The 19,855-nt window shown below is 40.0% G+C and carries 18 protein-coding genes and 1 pseudogene; 10 read left to right on the top strand and 9 right to left on the bottom strand.

Annotated features, from left to right (window positions below; genetic code table 11):
* Positions 1 to 4 precede the first annotated feature (4 nt).
* Positions 5 to 214 (bottom strand): hypothetical protein, encoded by a 210-nt coding sequence (locus tag MKY52_RS17905; RefSeq protein ID WP_042129770.1) that lies wholly within the window; start codon positions 212 to 214, stop codon positions 5 to 7.
* A 158-nt stretch (positions 215 to 372) separates the two neighbouring features.
* Here MKY52_RS17905 and MKY52_RS17900 point away from each other — a divergent pair, with 158 nt between their 5' ends.
* A complete protein-coding gene (locus tag MKY52_RS17900; RefSeq protein ID WP_341052618.1) occupies positions 373 to 942 on the top strand; it encodes a thymidine kinase in 570 nt (189 codons plus the stop codon).
* A 137-nt stretch (positions 943 to 1,079) separates the two neighbouring features.
* Here the strand turns inward: MKY52_RS17900 and MKY52_RS17895 are convergent, their stop codons facing one another.
* Positions 1,080 to 1,598, bottom strand: coding sequence for a DinB family protein (locus MKY52_RS17895; protein WP_341052615.1), 519 nt, complete (start codon positions 1,596 to 1,598; stop codon positions 1,080 to 1,082).
* Positions 1,599 to 1,735: 137 nt separating this feature from the next.
* Between MKY52_RS17895 and MKY52_RS17890 the strand changes: the two genes are divergently transcribed.
* The 5 genes from MKY52_RS17890 to sda all read left to right on the top strand — a co-directional run bounded on the left by MKY52_RS17890 (position 1,736) and on the right by sda (position 3,770).
* The gene (locus MKY52_RS17890) at positions 1,736 to 2,401 is read left to right on the top strand and encodes a hypothetical protein (RefSeq protein WP_341052612.1); all 666 of its coding nucleotides are present in this window, start codon (positions 1,736 to 1,738) and stop codon (positions 2,399 to 2,401) included.
* On the top strand, positions 2,382 to 2,909 hold the full coding sequence (locus MKY52_RS30375; RefSeq protein ID WP_081382884.1) for an accessory gene regulator ArgB-like protein: 528 nt from the start codon (positions 2,382 to 2,384) through the stop codon (positions 2,907 to 2,909). Before MKY52_RS17890 ends, MKY52_RS30375 begins: the two co-directional genes overlap by 20 nt.
* A complete protein-coding gene (locus MKY52_RS17885) occupies positions 2,906 to 3,025 on the top strand; it encodes a cyclic lactone autoinducer peptide (protein WP_143759448.1) in 120 nt (39 codons plus the stop codon). Before MKY52_RS30375 ends, MKY52_RS17885 begins: the two co-directional genes overlap by 4 nt.
* A 21-nt stretch (positions 3,026 to 3,046) precedes the next feature.
* Positions 3,047 to 3,379, top strand: coding sequence for a LytTR family DNA-binding domain-containing protein (locus tag MKY52_RS17880; protein ID WP_042190411.1), 333 nt, complete (start codon positions 3,047 to 3,049; stop codon positions 3,377 to 3,379).
* A 217-nt stretch (positions 3,380 to 3,596) separates the two neighbouring features.
* Positions 3,597 to 3,770, top strand: a complete 174-nt coding sequence (gene sda, locus MKY52_RS17875; RefSeq protein WP_081382883.1) for a sporulation histidine kinase inhibitor Sda — start codon at positions 3,597 to 3,599, stop codon at positions 3,768 to 3,770.
* 183 nt (positions 3,771 to 3,953) lie between these two features.
* Here the strand turns inward: sda and MKY52_RS17870 are convergent, their stop codons facing one another.
* The 4 genes from MKY52_RS17870 to MKY52_RS17855 form a co-directional block, all read right to left on the bottom strand.
* Entirely contained in the window at positions 3,954 to 4,262 is a 309-nt protein-coding gene (locus MKY52_RS17870) for a hypothetical protein (protein ID WP_042190413.1), read from the bottom strand.
* Positions 4,263 to 4,381: 119 nt separating this feature from the next.
* Positions 4,382 to 5,041, bottom strand: coding sequence for a helix-turn-helix domain-containing protein (locus MKY52_RS17865; protein ID WP_042190416.1), 660 nt, complete (start codon positions 5,039 to 5,041; stop codon positions 4,382 to 4,384).
* Between the two features lie 488 nt (positions 5,042 to 5,529).
* Positions 5,530 to 11,979, bottom strand: a complete 6,450-nt coding sequence (locus MKY52_RS17860) for a phosphodiester glycosidase family protein (RefSeq protein WP_341052609.1) — start codon at positions 11,977 to 11,979, stop codon at positions 5,530 to 5,532.
* A 117-nt stretch (positions 11,980 to 12,096) separates the two neighbouring features.
* Entirely contained in the window at positions 12,097 to 13,008 is a 912-nt protein-coding gene (locus MKY52_RS17855) for a LysR family transcriptional regulator (protein ID WP_076284497.1), read from the bottom strand.
* 163 nt (positions 13,009 to 13,171) lie between these two features.
* On the opposite strand from MKY52_RS17855, the gene MKY52_RS17850 reads away from it, so the two are divergent.
* The gene (locus tag MKY52_RS17850) at positions 13,172 to 13,921 is read left to right on the top strand and encodes an SDR family NAD(P)-dependent oxidoreductase (protein WP_341052607.1); all 750 of its coding nucleotides are present in this window, start codon (positions 13,172 to 13,174) and stop codon (positions 13,919 to 13,921) included.
* Positions 13,922 to 13,980: 59 nt separating this feature from the next.
* On the opposite strand, the gene MKY52_RS17845 is transcribed toward MKY52_RS17850, so the two are convergent.
* Positions 13,981 to 14,271 (bottom strand): MazG nucleotide pyrophosphohydrolase domain-containing protein, encoded by a 291-nt coding sequence (locus MKY52_RS17845; RefSeq protein WP_042190426.1) that lies wholly within the window; start codon positions 14,269 to 14,271, stop codon positions 13,981 to 13,983.
* Positions 14,272 to 14,365: 94 nt separating this feature from the next.
* Positions 14,366 to 14,629: pseudogene (locus tag MKY52_RS17840) on the bottom strand (cyclic-phosphate processing receiver domain-containing protein); the annotation flags it as partial.
* A gap of 145 nt (positions 14,630 to 14,774) precedes the next feature.
* On the opposite strand from MKY52_RS17840, the gene MKY52_RS17835 reads away from it, so the two are divergent.
* The 3 genes from MKY52_RS17835 to MKY52_RS17825 all read left to right on the top strand — a co-directional run bounded on the left by MKY52_RS17835 (position 14,775) and on the right by MKY52_RS17825 (position 18,989).
* Positions 14,775 to 15,338: a helix-turn-helix domain-containing protein gene (locus MKY52_RS17835; protein ID WP_076284496.1), complete on the top strand. Its 564-nt coding sequence runs from the start codon at positions 14,775 to 14,777 to the stop codon at positions 15,336 to 15,338.
* A 296-nt stretch (positions 15,339 to 15,634) separates the two neighbouring features.
* The gene (locus MKY52_RS17830; protein WP_341052605.1) at positions 15,635 to 16,882 is read left to right on the top strand and encodes a CynX/NimT family MFS transporter; all 1,248 of its coding nucleotides are present in this window, start codon (positions 15,635 to 15,637) and stop codon (positions 16,880 to 16,882) included.
* A gap of 364 nt (positions 16,883 to 17,246) precedes the next feature.
* Positions 17,247 to 18,989, top strand: a complete 1,743-nt coding sequence (locus MKY52_RS17825; protein ID WP_341052603.1) for an ABC-F family ATP-binding cassette domain-containing protein — start codon at positions 17,247 to 17,249, stop codon at positions 18,987 to 18,989.
* 232 nt (positions 18,990 to 19,221) lie between these two features.
* Here the strand turns inward: MKY52_RS17825 and MKY52_RS17820 are convergent, their stop codons facing one another.
* Positions 19,222 to 19,818 carry a hypothetical protein gene (locus MKY52_RS17820; protein ID WP_341052602.1) on the bottom strand — a complete coding sequence of 199 codons (597 nt, stop codon included), beginning with the start codon at positions 19,816 to 19,818 and terminating at the stop codon, positions 19,222 to 19,224.
* Between the last annotated feature and the right edge of the window lie 37 nt (positions 19,819 to 19,855).

Below are 19,855 nucleotides of genomic sequence, written 5' to 3'. Positions count from 1 at the left end.
TTTTCTATTCGTACAGTGCATCCCTTAAACGAGTCGACATTGTGGAGGCCTGCCCAGTTTTCATTATTGCCCGCCGCAGCGCTTTATTGCTTCGATTCAATTCCACCAAATCTGCCATCATCTCTTCCAGCAAAGCCTCAGCCTCGATAGAAAGATTTCCATTCTGCTGAATCAGAGCTAACCGTTCCTTGTATTCGTCTATTTTTTCAGTCACACATATTACTTCCTTTCCAATCACATGGTTCCTTTTATCATACCACATTCAATTCTATCGCAATGTTTTCACTGGATACAGCTGACACGAATATGATACTCTAATAAGGTCGCATTTTTAAGATTAGATAATTGGCTTATACGAAAGGATAGATGGAAGTGGCACAATTGTTTTTCAAATACGGAGCAATGAACAGCGGTAAATCTATTGAGATACTCAAGGTTGCGCATAATTATGAAGAGCAAGGGAAATCGGTGCTCATTTTCACTCCATCCATAGACGATCGGGACGAAGTTGGTTTTATCTCCTCCCGTATTGGGCTGCGGAAACAGGCCATACCCGTCGACGAGAAAACCGATATTTATAATATCGTCAGCAGTAACCAGCCCAAACCCCACTGTGTACTAATTGATGAATGTCAATTTCTAAGCAAGGACTGCATTCTTCAGCTAGTACGGATTGTGGATGAACTAGGCATTCCCGTTATGGCATTTGGACTTAAAAATGATTTCCAGAACCAGCTATTTGAAGGCAGCAAATACATGCTGATTTACGCTGATAAAATCGAGGAAATGAAGACCATTTGCTGGTTCTGCGAGCGCAAAGCAACGATGGCTCTAAGAGTAGAAAATGGTAAGCCTGTATACAGCGGCAAGCAAATCCAAATTGGCGGCAATGAAGCCTACTATCCAGTATGCCGTAAATGTCACAAGAATCCTCCACTATAAAATATAACCACAAAGTGAGGCTTTGCTTCGATGCTTACTCAGGTACTTTGCGGGGGCCCCAAATATATACCTTTAGCTAAAAAAGCATTCCGAAGCCGCAATGGCTTCAGGAATGCTTTTTTTAAAATAAAACTCGATTAAACCAGATATCTTTCTTTAAGAATATTCAAATGATGATGATCATGCCCAATCATTACGCACGCCACTGCTCTCGCGGAGATGGTTGCATTGTTAACCGTTCCCTTACGAGTCCATGCATCTTCCGGCAAAGTATCCAAAAGAGCTTGCGTTGACTCTCGGACAAGCTTGTAATGAGCCAGTAGTTTTTCTAGAGTGTGTGCTTCAAAATTTGCGGTAGGCACATAGTCCTTTTCATCAAAGCCCGCCAGCGGAGTCGTATCTCCTCTTGCAACGCGCAACAAACGATAAGACATAATTCTTCCAGTATCCGCTAGATGGCCAACCATTTGCTTAATACTCCATTTATCAGGAGCGTAACGATGCTTTCCTTGTTCTTCCGTAAGGTTCGAAATAAAGCTACAAATCTCATCCGTCTGCGTTCTAAAAACAGTACAAATGTCCCCTTCAACTGGCACTAAATCGACATACTTTGATAATTCTTCAAGATACTCACTGCTTTCTGGACGTCGATCCATGTCTAAACCCCTCTCATTTTGAATTTTTTTGAAAAAATAGGAGGAAAATTATACTGTAGTTGTTGTATTTTAGTCCATTTTATACGATACTTGCAATAATAGGGTTAGTTATACTAGAAGACATCGGGAGTGTCGGCATGATAGATTTTATTCTGTTTATATTATTTTCAGGACTAGAGACATATGCAATGTTCTTTCTGGCTTTCAAAATCTTTAAAATTGACATTTATCATAAAGAGATGGTGTTTGCTAGTTTTATCATGGGCTTTTTTTCTTATTCAGTTAGAATCAACTATGAGTTATTTCAATTAGATATCCTCACACAATATGCGCTAATGCTTAGTTTTATGTGGCTGTTATTCCGGATTCATCCCTTCTATGCTTCTATATTAACCGGGATGGTCTATCAAACATACTTTGTGATTCAACCCAGTCTTATGTATCTATTAGACTCTGTAATCAACATGTCTCTAAATACTTCGAACCCAATTACAATAAACATGATTACAATGCAGATCTTATCAGCATTAACCGCGATTCTCATTGGTATGTATGTGGGTCATAAACGTATTGGATTTGACTTTGTACCTGATAAACCCGATGTAAAAATCAAACCAACGACTAGCGAAAAAATACTATTCGCTCTTAATCTTCCTACACTAATTGTCATTACTTCAATCAGCTACTTTCTTGAATCCTTTTTCTTTTTCTTGATCCCAATTTTCTATGGAATAATATTATGGGGATATCTTTATTTCTCCTACAAAAAGGATAGAAATAATTATGAATCATTTAACTCTTAAGATTGTTGAGGTCATTAAGAAAAGCAATCCCGAGCAAACACATTCCATCGAAATCATGCATTATGCCCTTAGCATTATTCTGAATACTTTATTAATCATTATAACCTCGTTATGCATTGGCGGGCTCACAGGACAGCTAAAGGAAACATTCTTAGCCTTATTTAGCTTCATACTCCTAAGAATGTCTTCTGGTGGTGTGCATCTAAAAACCGCAAGGGCTTGCAATATTGTATCTATCTTTATCTGTTCACTGATCCCTCATATAACTTATCTAGTACATAACCATTTCATTTGGATTAATCTTTTTTCTTTGCTTGTAATGATTCTATGTGCTCCAAATCCTGATGCTAATGCTCAGATTCCTAAAGAATGGTATTTGGGTTTAAAGATCATTTCCATAATTCTGGTTTCTTTGAATTTTTGGATCCATTCGTCTGTCATTGGATTGGCATTTTTAGTTCAATCCTTTACAGTTATAATTCCATTACAAAGGAGGCCAATCAAATGAAGAAAAATTTAGCTCGTTATGCATCTAACATACTAGCTACTTCTGCTGTTGTTTTTGCAACAATTCTAAAACCAGCACTTTACAGTCCTGAAGTTCCGAAAGAACTGCGCAAGTAATCAAACAAGGATGGGGAAAAGATGCGTGTCTTACAGAAAGACGGTTCCTCTAGTGATATTCTAGAGGAAGATATATTGTATTTCTCGAATTATAAGAATACAATATTCGTCCATACGAAAGAAGGCGAATTTATTCTCCCCACCACGCTTTCCGATCTTTCCGTAGCGTATGAGGGTAAGGGATTCGAACGCCTTGACCGCAGCAACGTCGTTAATATCAACAACATAGAAGGCTATGATCCCGGACGCAAGATTGTATGCTTTAATCAAGGTAAGCAGTTCACTACCGTTTCGGAATCCAATGAACCTCGCCTAAAGAAGTACTTATCTACTCATAAGAAAGACTCTGATTAAAACAATCCCGACATGTACTGTACATGTCGGGATTGTTTTTGTTTATTAAAATCCAAAGTAAACCAATCTATTATCACATAAAAATAGTCATTATGCCATAATTCCCCTAAGATGTAAAGGAAAATTCGTAGGATGAATGACAGGAGACGGATTGTATTCCAAATGATACCATATATATAAATGTGTAATAAAAACAAATATATGATGGAGGAACCAAATGAATTACTATTTTCATCCCTCACCACGCCCCTCATCTCTTGAATCAATATCTGATGAAGAATTACTTAACATCTATAAATTAGCGCTTGAGGCACAAGCTTTACCAGATTTCATAGAGATTGTTAGAGAGATCTTAGACAGTAGAGATCTCATTCAAACTGAAAAATCATAACATCCCCATACACAAATTATTTCGCAAATTATGAAATAATTACATAACTTCCTATGGCTTCACTGCGAGTGTTCTCTAGATTGTCTTCATGTTAACATCATCAACATAAAGAAGGTAGAGCCTCCTGAAGGCCCTACCTTCTTTATATTCAGTAAGGACTACTCCCTGAAATAGAGTAATCTTCTACTCCGTAATTTCCGTTTTAAATACATTTTCCAATTTTCCGCCAAGTCTTTTCTTCAAAGGAACTTTAATATCTCTACCCAGCTCTTTGAAAAATGTTTCTACATCGCATTTCACATTTTGTGCAGTCGCAATTACAGCGCCATCACCAACAATATTTTGATTCTCTTCAAGAGGAACATCAACTTCGATATCATACTTTTTGGATAATGTCTTGATGTATCGTGCGAAGATCTCCAGCAATTCCTCGTTATTAAAATTCTCTATAGCGACTTTTCCCTTGCTGGTAAACTTCATGTTAATTTTCATTATTAATATCCCCTTTTCTGTCAAACCATTTTTAGTTGTTAGTTTATGGATCAAGATGAATAGATGGCTGCAAGAAAGGGCAACATTATTCATTTTTGAGATCATTTATGAAACACACATTATTTATAAGCACCCTTTATCTGTTGTACTTTAAACTGCGTAAATTCTTTGAGCGCTTGTATGACCTGATCCTGTTCTTCTTCCTTCAGCTCATAAACGCACTCCCGTAACCACTCGCCAAATAGAAAGGCTTGACGCCCTTTCCGAGGGCTCTTTCTTAAGGAGTCGAGGCAACCCTCAAACTTATCGTTCAGGACGTCGGTAAGATTGTATTTCTCAATCTTCTCTATTACCATTCCTGCCCCATATTCCGTTTCATAAACTATGACTTCATTAGAATCAAAGGAAACGTAAGATGTTTCTTTACCTTCCTTTGCCCTGAATTCCTTAAGCTTGTTAAATGCCGTCTCATAAATGTAGTCCTGAGACTGTTTAAGCTGTGGCAGCTCATAACCATGCTTTAAGGTCTTGATATATTCAATATCTGGCATATAGTCTGCCAAATGATACATCCGATTCTTCAGATCTGTTCCAAGTGCTTCGATGATCTTGTCCAGATTGTCTTTTAGCGGAATGCTCTCTCCACGCTCGATCTTGCTAAGCTGTGAATAACTTATGCCGCTCTTTTCTTCCAGTCCTCTTAAGGTTAACCCTCTCGTCTTTCTGATGTGCCGAATGAAATTACCCAGCTCATCGGGATAGTTCTCAAAATCATTCATGGGAGTCACCTCCCTACTATCATAACACAACATAACAATTTGTGTTGGCTTATAACAATTAATACTAGTAATTACTTGCCTCTCAAGGGTGATTCTCAGTACCAAAAACCCAATATAATACTACATCACCAAAAGATAGGAGAAGATTTGATACTTATCTGCCAGGCTCTGGATTGTAATCGTTGGTTGGGAATTACAGCGTATCGGACCGAGGGGATCTTATTAAGCTGATTTGTGCCATGTCACTCAGCTATCGGACTCAGATGCAACTGTTCATTAAAATATACTACGGTTCGGTGCAAAATTATGACAATAAGAGCTGTGATGTCCGAAAACTTGGAAAAAGACCATCCAAAAGTTGAAATAGCTGCAATACAGTCCATAATGATCCCAAACCATCTACTGTATGCAAACCATTGTGTGCTTCCAGCTAATCCAATTTGTTAAAAAAACAGCCAGTCCCAACAACCTGGAACTGGCCATAATCGTTACTCCAAAACACTCAACAGATTGAGGATCATCTGTGCACTTTCGGCACGTGTGCCGTTTTGCTTCGGAGCAAATTGCTCTATAGCACGTCCCTGCATCAATCCAAGTCTGTACACCTCGCTGATAGCCACTTGAGCCCATTGTGGTGCAGTGCCAATATCATTAAATGCTGAAACGTTAAGACTAGCTACAGATACGCTGTTCTTGGCGTATGCATATGCACGAGCCAGCATCGCTGCCATCTCTTGACGAGAGATCTTGGCAACCGGTTCAAACAGTAAAGCGGTCTGACCGTTAACAATTCCAGCTTGTTTTGCTAACCCTACTGCTTCTGCATACCATTTATCAGCAGGTACATCAGTGAAACCAGCTTCTGCTTGACCTTTTAAGCCAAGCGCACGGACTAACATCGCTGTAAACTCCGCACGTGTAACCGCACGGTTTGGATCAAAACGATCCACAGCTACCCCCTGTACAAGCTGTTTTGCCGCAAGCTGCTTAACAGCAAGGTAAGCCCAGTGATCCGACTTCAGATCATTGAATGTTTTGTCATATTCTAATACAACGTATTTACTAAAATGACTGACAGCAGCAGATAGATAACCATTCATCCATGTACTGCTCATATACTCCAACTTACCGGCATCATCCATAAAATAAATACCCAGTAAGCTTTGCTCTACAGTCGCACCGACCTTATATGAAATCGTGATCGGCTCTGCAAACTGTCTTAATGAGAAGGACTGGCCATTTTCTGTGAGGATGCTGAGCGACCATTCTCGCAGATCACTTTTCGCTCTCAATTGTGCTCCAGCTAGTGTACCTGCACGATCCAACAGATCCACGGCTGTATTACTAGCTAAAGTGTTCAACCGTAGTGAAATCGTACTCTTGGCAAGAGCCTCAGCTGAGATTAGCTTACTAAGTTCTGCCAGTACTGTAGCAGGAATCGTAACGGATAAATCCTGCATAACCACTCTAAGCGGTGCGCGTCCAAGCAGTTCTGCTGCATTGCCTGGTAAAAGCAACTCCGTAACCGATCCGTCAACTGAAACCACAACTTCTCCTTGAGCATTCTTGTTCTCTGACAGTTGAGAGGCTGTTATGGTTACTACACCCGCTTGTGCAGATGCCGACGGAGTTGGTGTCGGTGTAGCAGTCGGCGTTGGTGTCACCGCAGGTCCCGGCACCCAGCCTCCTGGTGTTGGTGTTGGCTCTGGACTTGGTGTTGGTTCCGGTGTTGGCTCTGGGCTTGGTGTCGGAGTCGTACCTGGCGTGCTCTCAGTCACTGTCAAAATATATTCAGTACTGAACCCCTTATAAACAGCGCTGACTTTTGTTATACCAGCACTCAATGCATGAATTTCCCCATTCTCACTAATCATTGCAATGGAATGATCAGATGTATCATACCTTACTCCCTCGACCAATTCTTGCTTGCTTCCGTCACTATATACCGCCTGAATAACAACGGAGCCTTTATTTCCCTGTTCCAGCGAATCCGGCCCTTTTATCGTTATTTCTGTAAGAATAGGAGCCTCATCATTTGTTACGACGAGACTATACTCCGAGGCGAACTCCCTGTAGGTTACTGAGATCACAGTAGAGCCTTCCTGATGAGCCTGGACCAAGCCCTGTTCATTGATTGTAGCAATATGCTCATTCGAGCTGGAATAATGAAGTCCATCCAATATCGGGATTCGTTTACCGGATGCATAGACAGCTTCGGTGACTGTCTGGTTGACCTCTGCTGGTTTAAGTTGTCCTTTGCCCTGAAGCTTAATCGCTTGCAGCGCATCTACAGTTATCTTACTTTCCGCAAAAATATTCGGGTAACCTGCCACTGTGACTCTCACCTTAGCTGTCCCTGGTTTTAGCGCTGTAACCAAGCCATTTCCATCTACGGTAACTACTGATTCTGCCCTTTCAGGAACGATGGACCAAAGTTTTGTCAGATGATTAGCCTCATCCGGCACTACCTTAGCTTGCAATTGCAGACTAGCACCAGGCTCAAGCTCAACAGCTGTTTGATCCAGCGTAATGGTTTTTGGAACAAAATTTCCGATCACTAAACGGTCAATTTCTACACCGTCTACCGTTCTTGCCGTAACCGTAATCTCGTTCTTCCCAATCTCAACAGCCGTATAGATTTGCTCATCTTCGTCATATATTTTTTCCTGCCAAAAACGTGGCGTCAGCGCATAGAACTTAGGACCGGAAGAACCGCCGATAACATATCGTGTGCCTTCGCCTTCTGCTACCTGCTTACCATCCTTCATTGGAAAAGTTCGCAAGTAAATATGATCATGACCGTTCATCACTAGATCCACATTATGCTTATCAAACACCGGCACCCACTTTGCTTGCACCTGTTCATTCGAATAGATGCTGCCATAGGGCCCTTGATGGAAAAAAATCACCTTCCACTTTTTATCTGTAGCGGATAGATCCTGATCCAGCCACTCTGCCTGTTCAGTGAACGGAGCACCTGAATGCTCTGTATTCATAACCACAAAATGTGTATCCTGAATGTCAAAAGAATAATTCGTACCTTTTACGCTCGCCGCACCGTTTTGCGGGTTATTGAATTGCGCCAGGTAATCCCCATCGCCATTGGTTCCCATCACTTCATGGTTCCCAATAATCGGAACAAGCGTGGTATTCATCAGCTGCTTTTGGGCTGCATCAAACCACCAGTTCCACTGCTCTTGTTCAAAGCCTTTATCCACCATATCTCCAGCGTGGACCAGCATTTCAGCATCCGGCATATAGGCAAAAGCAGCCTCAATCGTATTGCCCCAAAGGCCAAATCCCGCTTTAGAATCTGCTTGAGAATCTCCGATAAACAGGAATTTTGTAGAAGCGCTCTCTCCCCCGCTTGTAACGAAGGTTCCTTGCCCACTTACAATTGACTCCCCATCCCCCACACGATATATATATTCGGTTCCAGGGATAAGCCCTACTGCCTCCGCTTTATGAACTCGCATCGTTCCATCATTGTTGGTGTTGTAAATTGAACTGTTGCCGGTAATTTTCATTACATTCGCAGATTGAAAGCTTGTGAACTCTGCTTTTTCCACAAGTTCTACTACAGTATTCACGGTTAGCGGTTCTGTCTGCCAAGTAAACTGGCGAGAAGTCGCTGCATCCTGGCCCATCGTAACATTAACATTACGCGGGGCAGCAGTACCGTCATATGGAGCAACCTTGAACGTCATTACAGGACTATAGGTATTTCCTTTTACCGCCTGCAATTTAAAAGTTCCTTCTTCTGAAGTGACAAGGCCAGTAGTAAGTGCCCCACTTCCCCCTGAAGTTGCGCCTTGTACCTCCAATCCATCGAACAGCAGTTTCGCACCTTCAACAACACTTCCATTCAGATCTTTTACCGCAAAAGACGCATCAAAGCCCTTCGCAAGATCATAATGGTTCCAAGTGAGCATCAACTGTGTCTTTACAACAGATTCAACAGCCGCTCCAATAAAAGAAATAGGAACCCCGGTACCTTCTGTCGAAGTTATAGATCCGGATGTATTTTCAATTACAAAAGGTTTGCTTGTATCCCCAGCGAGCTGCTCCTGAGTAAAGGGACCCACATAATCATTTCGAACCGTATATTGAATTTGTCCGATGAGATCCGTATCTCGTAGATTGGAGGAATTGATATTCGTTAGGTTAAGACGCACAGTGCCCAAAGCTGGATCAATGATTGACTCCATTTGCGTTTCTGATACCTTATCCCCTCGAATTACCTGCAAATCTTTAACTGCAGCCGGATTAAAAACAAACGTAAGATTTCCTTCCTTCAGCTTGCCCGCCTTCTCTGCCGTTACATCCAAAGTGTAAGTGTTCCCGGCATAAACGACTTCTGGTGTTTTGTACACATAGAATGGAGAGCCCAAATTCACTGTGAAATACCATTCTTTTATCGTCTGGTTACCGCTCAAATCGCGAATGGCAACTTTTACTTTATGACGGCCTTCTGTAAGCGAAACCTTTGGTTTATAGGTGATTTGACCTTTTGGAGGATAAAAGCCATGCTCCACTAATTGATCGTCAACATACACACGTGTTTTGTCCGGATCGATTAAGGTCGTTCCCGGATGCACCACAGGATCATAACCATCATCCTCACCATTGACGGAAAGGGTCGGTGTAGCTGTTTTGACAATTGCGTTCACGCCAGGATAGGCATCTTTAAGCACAGGAGGTGTTCTATCCTCCTCTATCGGACCATAAATGGCACGAATATCATCAACGTAAATTGCACCTGCGCTCTTGTTAAGATTGCTTGTCTCCATATAGCGGACAGGCATATCCATCGTTAACGGGGTGGTTTTTCCCTTAGGCACGGATACTTCGACGTATTTCCAACCCGTCCAGTTCACACCATTTACCTGATCGGTAAAATCCACGGGCACTGCCGCATTATTGCCATCACGAATTTGTCCCCGCAGCCAGTGCTTTTTGCCATCTCCGTAGATCCACATACTGATCTTCTCAGGATACCCCGGAATCTGAATCCGATTGGCAGTTGAGCTTGCGGCTAAATAAGCACCCGATGTGCCTGTTTTATTAACAAAATCATATTCCAGCTTTAAGGCTTTATCCCCATTACGGACAAAATCCTGATCCGTCACTTCCTGAATCGCCACACTGTTAGCTGCTGCACTGGAGGCAATATATTTATCAATGCCATTCTCAAAATCCTCCAGCATTACAGGCGGTAACCCTACATTTACTTCAAAAGAGGTCTGGGCGTCCCCGAACTTAGCATAAATCTTCCCATCCTTCCCGTTTTCACTCGTCGCTTGAAACAGACCTTTCTCGTCCACACTTCCGATCTCGCCCTCAACCCGCCATTCAAAACTATGGTTGTCAGCTTGAATTACCTGTCCATTACGTAGCGCCTTCACAGTTAATTGCGCAGCAGCACCTGAAGAATAAGTTTTGATCTCATCAGGAAACCTAAGGTCTGTGAGCTTATCCACGACTTCGATTTCCCCACTGCCTTTGACTGCCCCAGCCTCTACAATTACCGTTCCTGTCCCGGCAGTGGTTCCTGCGGTGAAGACTCCGTTCGCATCGACAGTACCAAGGTTAGCGTCCACCTGCCAATTCAGCGTACCCGAATAAGGTGCCGGATGGCCGTTCTCGTCCACTCCTGCTGCTTTGAACATAAAGCTGGAGCCTTGCAAAATACGTTCCGCATTCGGCTGCACAACCAGCTTAGAAGCTGTAGATTGCTCTGGGGCTGTGTTGACGACCAGCAAACCGTTGCCGGTTTTACGTTCATAGCCATCAGAGCCCTGATTCATCATTTTGACACCAGATGCACCCGGCATTCTGGCCACAAAAGTAGAAGAGCCGCCACCATCCAGATTCATGGCGTTCACTACGCCCATATCCTTCAGAATGTAGCCAAGCTCATCCGTATCTACACCTTCGCTAAAACCTGGAGATCTTCCATCCACTTCGAATAGAACGAGACTTCCGTCCGCTTTTGTCCCAATGGCTGTACGTGGATGAATTCCTAAAGGCCCTACACCTTGTTGAACTATTCCGTCTTTTACCATCGGCCCTTCGCCGCCAATGGCTACCTTCACATCATTCCATTCTCCGCTAAGCGCAAAGGTCGCAGTAACGTTATCGCCAACCGATAACCCCTGCAGAACAGCACGAGACGTTCCGTTAGCAGACAAAACTACTTTTCCTTTGGTAAGCGGCGTATTGCCTTGATTGTTGCGAATCTCAGATACCTTCAGCTTCAAGGTCTGACCGCTCTTCACTTCTCCCTCGACAATATCTAGAACAACCTCGTCACCCTCATTGGTCGACTTTGTAGTTGTATTATAATCTTCCGTATAAAGAACCAGCTCATTCGTATTTCGATAACGGTTGATGCTGGTTAGATTAGTTGTTTTTCCATTAATCGTTACGTTCTTGGTCAGCTTCGGCACCCCATAAATCGAGCTGCCATCTTCTTTTAAACCGAAAGTAAAAGCTGAAATCGAACTGTTCAGGATTACACCATCATCCATAAATAATCCATTCGGAACACCCGTGGCAAAACCGGAGATTTCATAGAAATCACCGTTAATCCCTGCGATCACCCGGTTTCCAGGCGAATCCGCATAAGCGGCCATTTCTGTAACACCCTTCATACCGTATACCTTTCCATCTTTCGTACCTGCCCTCAGTTCTAAATGGCCTTGTTGCGGGTTGAACTCCACTGCATGAATCTTTTGTAAACCACGTTCATTCTGAAGATCCATCCAGGTGTACATCGCCCCAGGTGCGAGCTCTGTTTGCCGTACATCAATAACGGTTCCGTAGTTTGTTGCTGGTAAATCAGAAATGGAAGCGTGAACAAATACTCCCGGCTGCAACAACGAAATCAACAAAACAAAAATAACTGCCACATTAATTTGCCTTAGATACCTTCTCACTGTGTTGACATCCTCCCCACTTGGCTGTCCTAATAACGATCTGAGCTTGGACAACATCATAGGGTTTATATTAACTAGGAAGCGTAAAGGTTAGATAAAATTTACCAAGGCATACTGTTAACTTCTTCTAATCCCCTCCTCAAATTCATGTTTCAACCTGTTGATGAATCTTCTGACCGTTTTCGATCCTTGTTTAGAAGCTGAAACAATGGACCCCGGAGTATTATGATCTGGTGATCGTAGCTCGATCGTCTTCATGATCTTCTGAGAACCCTCAAATGTTTTTAGAAAAGAATAATCCATCCCAATCGTGATCGCGAGTCCTGACGCAACTGCATTATCAATGGCACGGGTGTTATTGCTTGTAAAAAGAATATTCATCGGCCCAACTTTCAGTAAATAACGCTCCACAAAGTCCTGTATGTAATGATCATCGTATAAAACCAACGTCTGGCCTACTAACTGTTCGGGCGTAATTATTGTATTTAGAGCTAGTGGTGATTGAGGATGTACGCCTACAACAATCTTACCTTCCATTAATTCCTCGAATACGACCCCTTTATGTTTCTCTGATAAGCCCTCTGGGGAGACCATCAGTCCGATATCCATTTCATCCTGAAGCACATTATCCAGAATTTCTTTAGGCCCCTTTTCAAAAATCTCTATTTTCACATTTGGAAAATCCGCTTTAAAACCGGATATGACCTTCACGATTAGATGCATGGGTCCCGGAATCGTAGCAATCTTCAAATGACCACTAAGCGCATCGCTGTAGATCTGTGCTTCAGCTTTTAATTCATTTACTTTCATCAAGACTTCATTTGCTTTGCCGATAATGGCTTGTCCCTCTGCTGTGGGAACTGCTCGTTGGCCTCGCGAACGAATGAACAAAGTAACTCCAAGCTCCGCTTCCAGCAGTGTTATGGACTGGCTTATGGCAGACAGGGTGATATGACGATTCTGAGCAGCTTTGGTTAATGAACCAATCTTTGCGACTTCTACGATATTCTCGCATTGCTCTAAATTCATTTGAATCACTCCCTAAGTTAATATTTACTTAACACCTATTAAATTTACTTAAATTTTAATTAATTTAGACAAGTGCTACAATGTAAATAAGTTAGTAAATAACCTTTTCACCTTATGAACCTATATTTCTAGTATAACTATATTTCTCGAGGAGGAGTCCCAAATGACAGACAAAAGAGTAGCCGTAATTACAGGTGGAGCCAGTGGAATCGGGAAACAAACCGCAATTAAATTTGCAAGTAAAGGTGATCAAGTGGTCGTTGCCGATTTCAATCAACAATTAGGTGAAGAAACGGTCGCACAGATTATCAAAAATGGTGGCGAAGCTATTTTCGTCAAAACGGATGTTTCAAAATACGAAGAGGTAGAAGCACTGGTTGAGAAAACCGTTGCCACATATGGAAGAATTGACGTTATGTTCAACAATGCCGGGATCGGCCGCGTCACTCCTGTACTAGACCAAGACCTTAAAGATTATCATAGTGTTATTAATGTCAATCAGCATGGTGTTGCCCACGGTATTATCGCAGCAGGTAAAAAAATGCGTGAGCTCAGCATCAAAGGGGTCATCATCAATACAGCTTCTGTATTTGGATTCCTAGCTTCCCCAGGTACATTCGCATATCACGCCTCCAAAGGTGCGGTCATTATGATGACTAAATCCGCAGCACTTGAAATGTCCGTTCATGGCATCCGCGTGCTTGCCGTTGCTCCAGGCGCTGTAGATACGCCAATTATCCAAGGATATAAAGATCAAGGAATGGTCGACCAGATGAAGAGCAAAGTAATGGGTAACAAATTAACATTGCCTGAACAAGTTGCAGACACTGTATACTTGCTCTCCTTACCAGAAGCTAGTGCAATTAACGGTAGTGTTGTAATGGCTGATGAAGGTTATGCTTCATTTAAATAAAAAATTTAGATCAAAAAATCCAAGGCTTCCCGAGCGGGATGTCCTTGGATTGTTTTGTATTACTCCCATGATCTCTGTTCATTGATTTCCAGCTTACGTTTAAATGCCTGCTCTAGATCAATATCCAGTTTATTGGCCAGATCAAAAATATTCCACACCACGTCGTACATCTCAAATCCCAAGTTTTCTTTCTTCTCTGCACCGGGGTCGAAGGATACGGATAGCACCTCTTTGGACAATTCCCCTACTTCAGTCATTAAGTACAGCATTCTCTGCTCAATGGAGCTCGTGTCAAAACCTTTGGTTTCACTGAACTTCTTCACATACTGTTGAAACTCAGATGTATTCATTTCGTTACGCCTCGCTTTTAGGGTATAAAGTTATGTAGTAATTAGGACATCTTTACATGAAGTATAACAAATCTAACCTCTGAATCCTCTTTTATCAATCTCCACTATACTTACTAACTGTTATGGGATAATAATAAATTTCTATATCCTTATTTATAAAACCTCTTCGTTGAGCAGCCAACAAGGTTTCGTACATATTCATTCTGCCTACAGGATTATCCGTATGTTGATAAATTTTATTTACTCTTAAACCATGCTCACAAAAGTATTTCACAAAATCATACCCATTCTTCAGCTCATTTCCCTCGGTGTCTTCACCTTGATCATGGTCAAGCGAAAGAATATTCACTTCATTATTTTCAAAAAGTTCATTTGATGGACATGCTTTGAAACTTAATTTGAACTAATACAAATTTCAGTTAGGATGACAAACTGACTTTGTAATGAATCCTGAAAACTAATATACTTAACAATATATTTGCTACGAATGAGGTGGAAATCAAGTGGAAGTTGATGATCCAAAACAAATTATATTACAGGTTGGCTCAACACTCAAAAAACTTCGAAAAGAAAAACAACTGAGCCTTGAAGAATTATCAGAACTGACGGGTGTGAGCAAACTTACCCTTGGAAATATTGAACGCGGAGAAACAAATCCAACGGTTGGAATGTTATGGAAAATCTCAAAAGGCATATCTTTACCGTTTATGGCTTTGTTCTCATCAGAAAATCCTGTAAATCTTTACCGAGCCGGTGAAGGACTACGATTTGCTAGTGATCAAAAGAATTGGGTTGTTGAACCAATATTTAAAAATGCAAGCCATGATATCGAAATGTACCGTGCATATTTACAACCTAACAGCTCTTACCATCCGGAAGTTCATCATATGAATACAACCGAAATTGCGACGGTAATGACAGGCACCATTACCATTCATGTTAATGAAGAAATCTACACATTGAATCAATATGATTCGATTAGTTTTCGTGCAGATGGTTCACATTCATATTCAAATCATACGAACAGCGAAGTTGTTCTACATATCACCTTAAAATATGGAATTTAATATTCGGAAAATTCCGGTTTGTTTTATTTTCAAATTACACAAAGAATCTTCATTCAACGAGGATTCTTTGTGTAATTTTTTTGCTCATTTTAAAGATAACCAATTAAAGACTTATGAATATAAAGAAGTTGAATTCAAATTAATATATTATAATATACCAGTTGTTATAATATATTAATTATAATATACTTATTTTATTCGCGCGAATGGTTGAGATTTTAAAGATCAGAAGAAAAGATAAAAAGATAGTACAAGTATTGATTTATTTTTAAGATAATTATGTAGGAGGAGACATCATGAGTTCGCAAAACCAATTTATTAATAGTAAAGATGAAACATCAAGTCATAAAAACCACATGCAATCTGCAAGATGGATAATTATACTGGGGATTATTGTTATTGCGGCAAATCTACGTGCTCCCCTAACCTCGGTTGGACCTTTAGTAAGTCTCATCCGGGACAACACTCATATTTCCAATACTTTAGCAGGCTTGATCTCCACAGTCCCTCTGCTTGCTTTTGCCTTGTTATCACCTTTTGTGCCTAAATTAGGTCAAAAGTTTGGAGCGGAACTCATCATTCTGATTTCCCTCATTTTTTTAACCATTGGCATTGCTTTACGTTCCCTGACTGGAGCGGTTAATTTGTATATCGGAACGGCTATCATTGGATTTGCAATCGCAGTGTGTAATGTATTATTGCCGAGTCTTATTAAACGGGAGTTTCCTAAACAAGTTGGTACGATGACAGGTGTTTATGCCATTTCCATGAATCTATGTGGCGCGATTGCTTCTGGTATTAGTATTCCTCTTGCAGTTGGATTAGGTTTGAAATGGCAAGGTGCGTTGGGAATCTGGGGTATTCTAAGCATTGTATCCATAATTTTTTGGTTACCACAAATGAAATATCGGACGAAACAAACTTCTGTTGATGGCAATAAGCAGGTGGTCAACAATCATGTAAATATATGGCGATCCCCGCTTGCTTGGCAAGTCACCTTGTTTATGGGGATACAATCTACAATATTTTATGTTCTAATTGCATGGTTACCTGAAATCCTAAAACATCAAGGCATCAGTTCTAGTCAATCGGGTTGGTTTCTCTCAATCATGCAGCTGGCACTACTTCCATTTACTTTTATCGTTCCTATCATTGCTGGGCGCATGTCTAGCCAACGTTCTTTAGTTGCCATTACATCGGCTCTGCTTTTGATTGGAACACTAGGATTAATTTACGGGAGTCCAAGTATGATTCTTTTGTGGATCATTATACTCGGAATCGGAGGAGGTTTCGCTTTTAGTTTGTCCATGATGTTTTTCAGCTTACGTACAGTTAATGCACATCAGGCTGCAGAACTATCCGGTATGGCACAATCCATTGGATACCTGCTTGCTGCAATTGGCCCGGCGTTAATCGGATATTTGCATGATGTAACAAACAGTTGGACCCTTCCACTCTTCATATTAGTTGGCGCATCTGTCTTACTCTTTATATTTGGTCTAGGTGCTTCTAGAAATCAATTCGTGGGCCCTACTAAATCATAAATTCATAATTTAAAGTAAAAGAATTGGGCGAGCAATGATTTGGGAATTTTAGATTCAATCAAAAAAACACTCCTTTATTGGATTTTCCGAACCCAATAAAGGAGTGTTTTTTTGTATATCAAGCTCTTCTTAAATTACTGTTTCATTTACTTCTGCCATATGTAATCTAGCTATAAGAAGCCATCTGAGTAAGCTTGATCCTATTGTTCTAAGTTGTGTTTTTCGATTTCACAAACAACTTTATTTCGAAATGATTGAAGTTGTTTGTAAACAGTGTTACTCTATCAACGGTAAACTCAAAATCTTATGCTCCTCAATACCTCTATTAGTAGTCACTATTTTAGTTATAAAGAAAGGTAACACTATGATAAAAGTTGATAACTTATCCTTCGCATTCCCGCAAAAAGAACTATATAAAAACATTTCATTTACGCTTGAAGAAGCACAACATTGCGCTTTTATAGGAACAAGCGGCAGTGGTAAAAGTACACTGATCGATATACTGATGGATCCAGAAAAATATTTGTTCGAAGGCAAGCTAGAGATGGACCCAACCTGCAAAATTGGGTATGTAAGTCAGTTTTCGCAACTAGACAAATCTAAAGAAACAACCGTTTTCGAATATATAGGAGAAGAATTTATTAAGATACAAAATGAAATAACAGCTATTCTCACTGAAATGGAAACATCATCAGATATTGATTCATTACTCGAAAAGTATCAATTAGCTCTAGATGCCTTTGATTTAATGGATGGAAATGATTTTGAAAGCAATATTAATAAGAAACTAAATTTAGCCAACCTCTTGAAGCTAAAAGATGCTAGGGTATCCGACCTAAGTGGTGGGGAATTCAAGCTTATTCAAGTGATGAAGGAAATGCTGACTAGTCCAGACTTAATGATTATGGATGAGCCCGATGTATTTTTAGATTTTGAAAACCTAAATGCACTTAAAAATCTTATTAATGCTCACAAAGGAATATTGCTAGTTGTTACGCATAACCGTTATCTATTGAATCATTGTTTTAACAAAATTATACACCTTGAAAACATGGAGATCCAAGAGTTCGATGGGCGATATATTGAGTATAACTTCTCATTACTTCAGACGAAAATTGAGTTACAAGAAATCGCAGTCGCTGAACAAGAAGAAATTGAGAGATACGACAACATTATTGATAATCTTAGAGCGATCGCAACCTATAATTCAGAAGCATCTAGAGGGAGAGCGTTAAAAGCTAGGGTTAAGTTTCAAGAAAGATTGGAAGCGCGAAAAATTAAAGCGCCATTCGTTGATATTAAGCAACCGAAAATCAGTTTTGGTGTGGACAATGAAATTGAAGAAGACATCACTGTTTTAAATGTGAGTAATTATAGTGTTTCCTTTGATGAGTTGATTTTAGAAAATGTTAGTTTTGAGATGAAACCTACAGATAAAGTAGCCCTTATCGGTCCAAACGGTACCGGGAAAACGACTTTACTCCGAGATATCTTTAAAAATAATAATGATTCAATTGAAATAAATGCTGATATTAAAGTGGCTTATCTTTCTCAGCTTCAAGACGAAGTGCTAAAGGATTCTAATACCATACTAGAAGACTTCATCGATGCTGGGTTTGCAACTTATGACGAGATTAGAGCACATCTTTCAAACTATGGCTTTGAAGGAGAAATTCTTAATCAAAAGATAGAATCTTTATCTGGTGGCGAAAAAAATATACTGCAATTGGCAAAAGTTTCTGCTAGCAAAGCAAACTTATTGCTTCTTGATGAACCGACAAGCCATTTAGACACCTATACACAAATCGCACTGGAGAAAGCCATTGAAGACTATAAAGGTGCGATTCTCATGATTTCTCATGATTTCTATTCTGTAGTAAATGGTATGGATTATGTATTAATCATTGACGATAAGACGATTAGAAAAATGAGTATGCGAAAATTCAGAAAGATGATTTATGCCAGTCATTTTGATAAAGATTATTTAGAAAATGAACAAAATAAAAAAGCAGTTGAAATGAAAATAGAATTAGCTTTAAAAGACAATAATTTTGAACTTGCAAAAGGTATGGTTGACGAGCTAGAAGAGCTGATTAAGCTGCTTTAAAAATTACAATCCTCTGGTGGAAAAATGTCTATAAAAAAGACACTGATGAATAAGATCTCAGTGTCTTTTTACTGCATTGATTTGTTGATAGTTCTTTCCGCGGACAGTGGTTCACTTATCATTAAAAATCTTTCCCAATACATTTTTGGTCATAGAAATTTGTTGGGGATCTCTATATACAACGCAAATAATAAACACCATTCCATATCAACATGCATTTTCAGAATCGCATTCATTTAATCAGTATTTTTTTCAGCTCAAAAATAGTTGCCTCTGATAACAAGATAAGCCTATCGCTATTAACAACAAAAAAACTTAAAGGTATTCCAAGGTTTGTAGAAGGGTCACTTATATTTATTACTTTTACTACATCATTTATATTTAAGTCTGGGATATCTATTTTATATAATCTATAAAAAGAGTCAGAGTTATAACATGTCGCTGTAATCTCATATAATGGTTTTTTTAATTCATATTGATAAACACTATAGTTTTTAAGTCCTTTTGATGAAAAAAAGTCTTTTTTGATGATAATTTCATCTCCAATAAATTTTTGCCCTGTTGGATATTCAGAAGCATCATTATATGAATTTGCAAATCCTAAAAGCTTCTCAACTTTCCAAGTTCCATAGAAATATTTTTCAGTTTCACTATTCAAATTTATACTTTCTTGAGCACAATATACGGATGTGTTTTTTGGAATAATAGACTCATCCGTTTCAGATTTAGGCTCACTAGAAGTATTTGGATTTGATGTCATTTCAACATTTGCACAAGCCGATGCTAGCATCAACATTATCATAATACAAACCAATAATATTTTTTTCATATTTCACACTCCCACTATTTTTTCAAGTTCATATGTC

It is taken from the genome of Paenibacillus sp. FSL P4-0184, from assembly GCF_038004625.1.
In the GTDB taxonomy this organism is placed as follows: Bacteria; Bacillota; Bacilli; order Paenibacillales; family Paenibacillaceae; genus Paenibacillus_AQ.
Note: the sequence above shows the minus strand (reverse complement) of the source record. Positions and strands in the feature narration are given on the sequence as shown.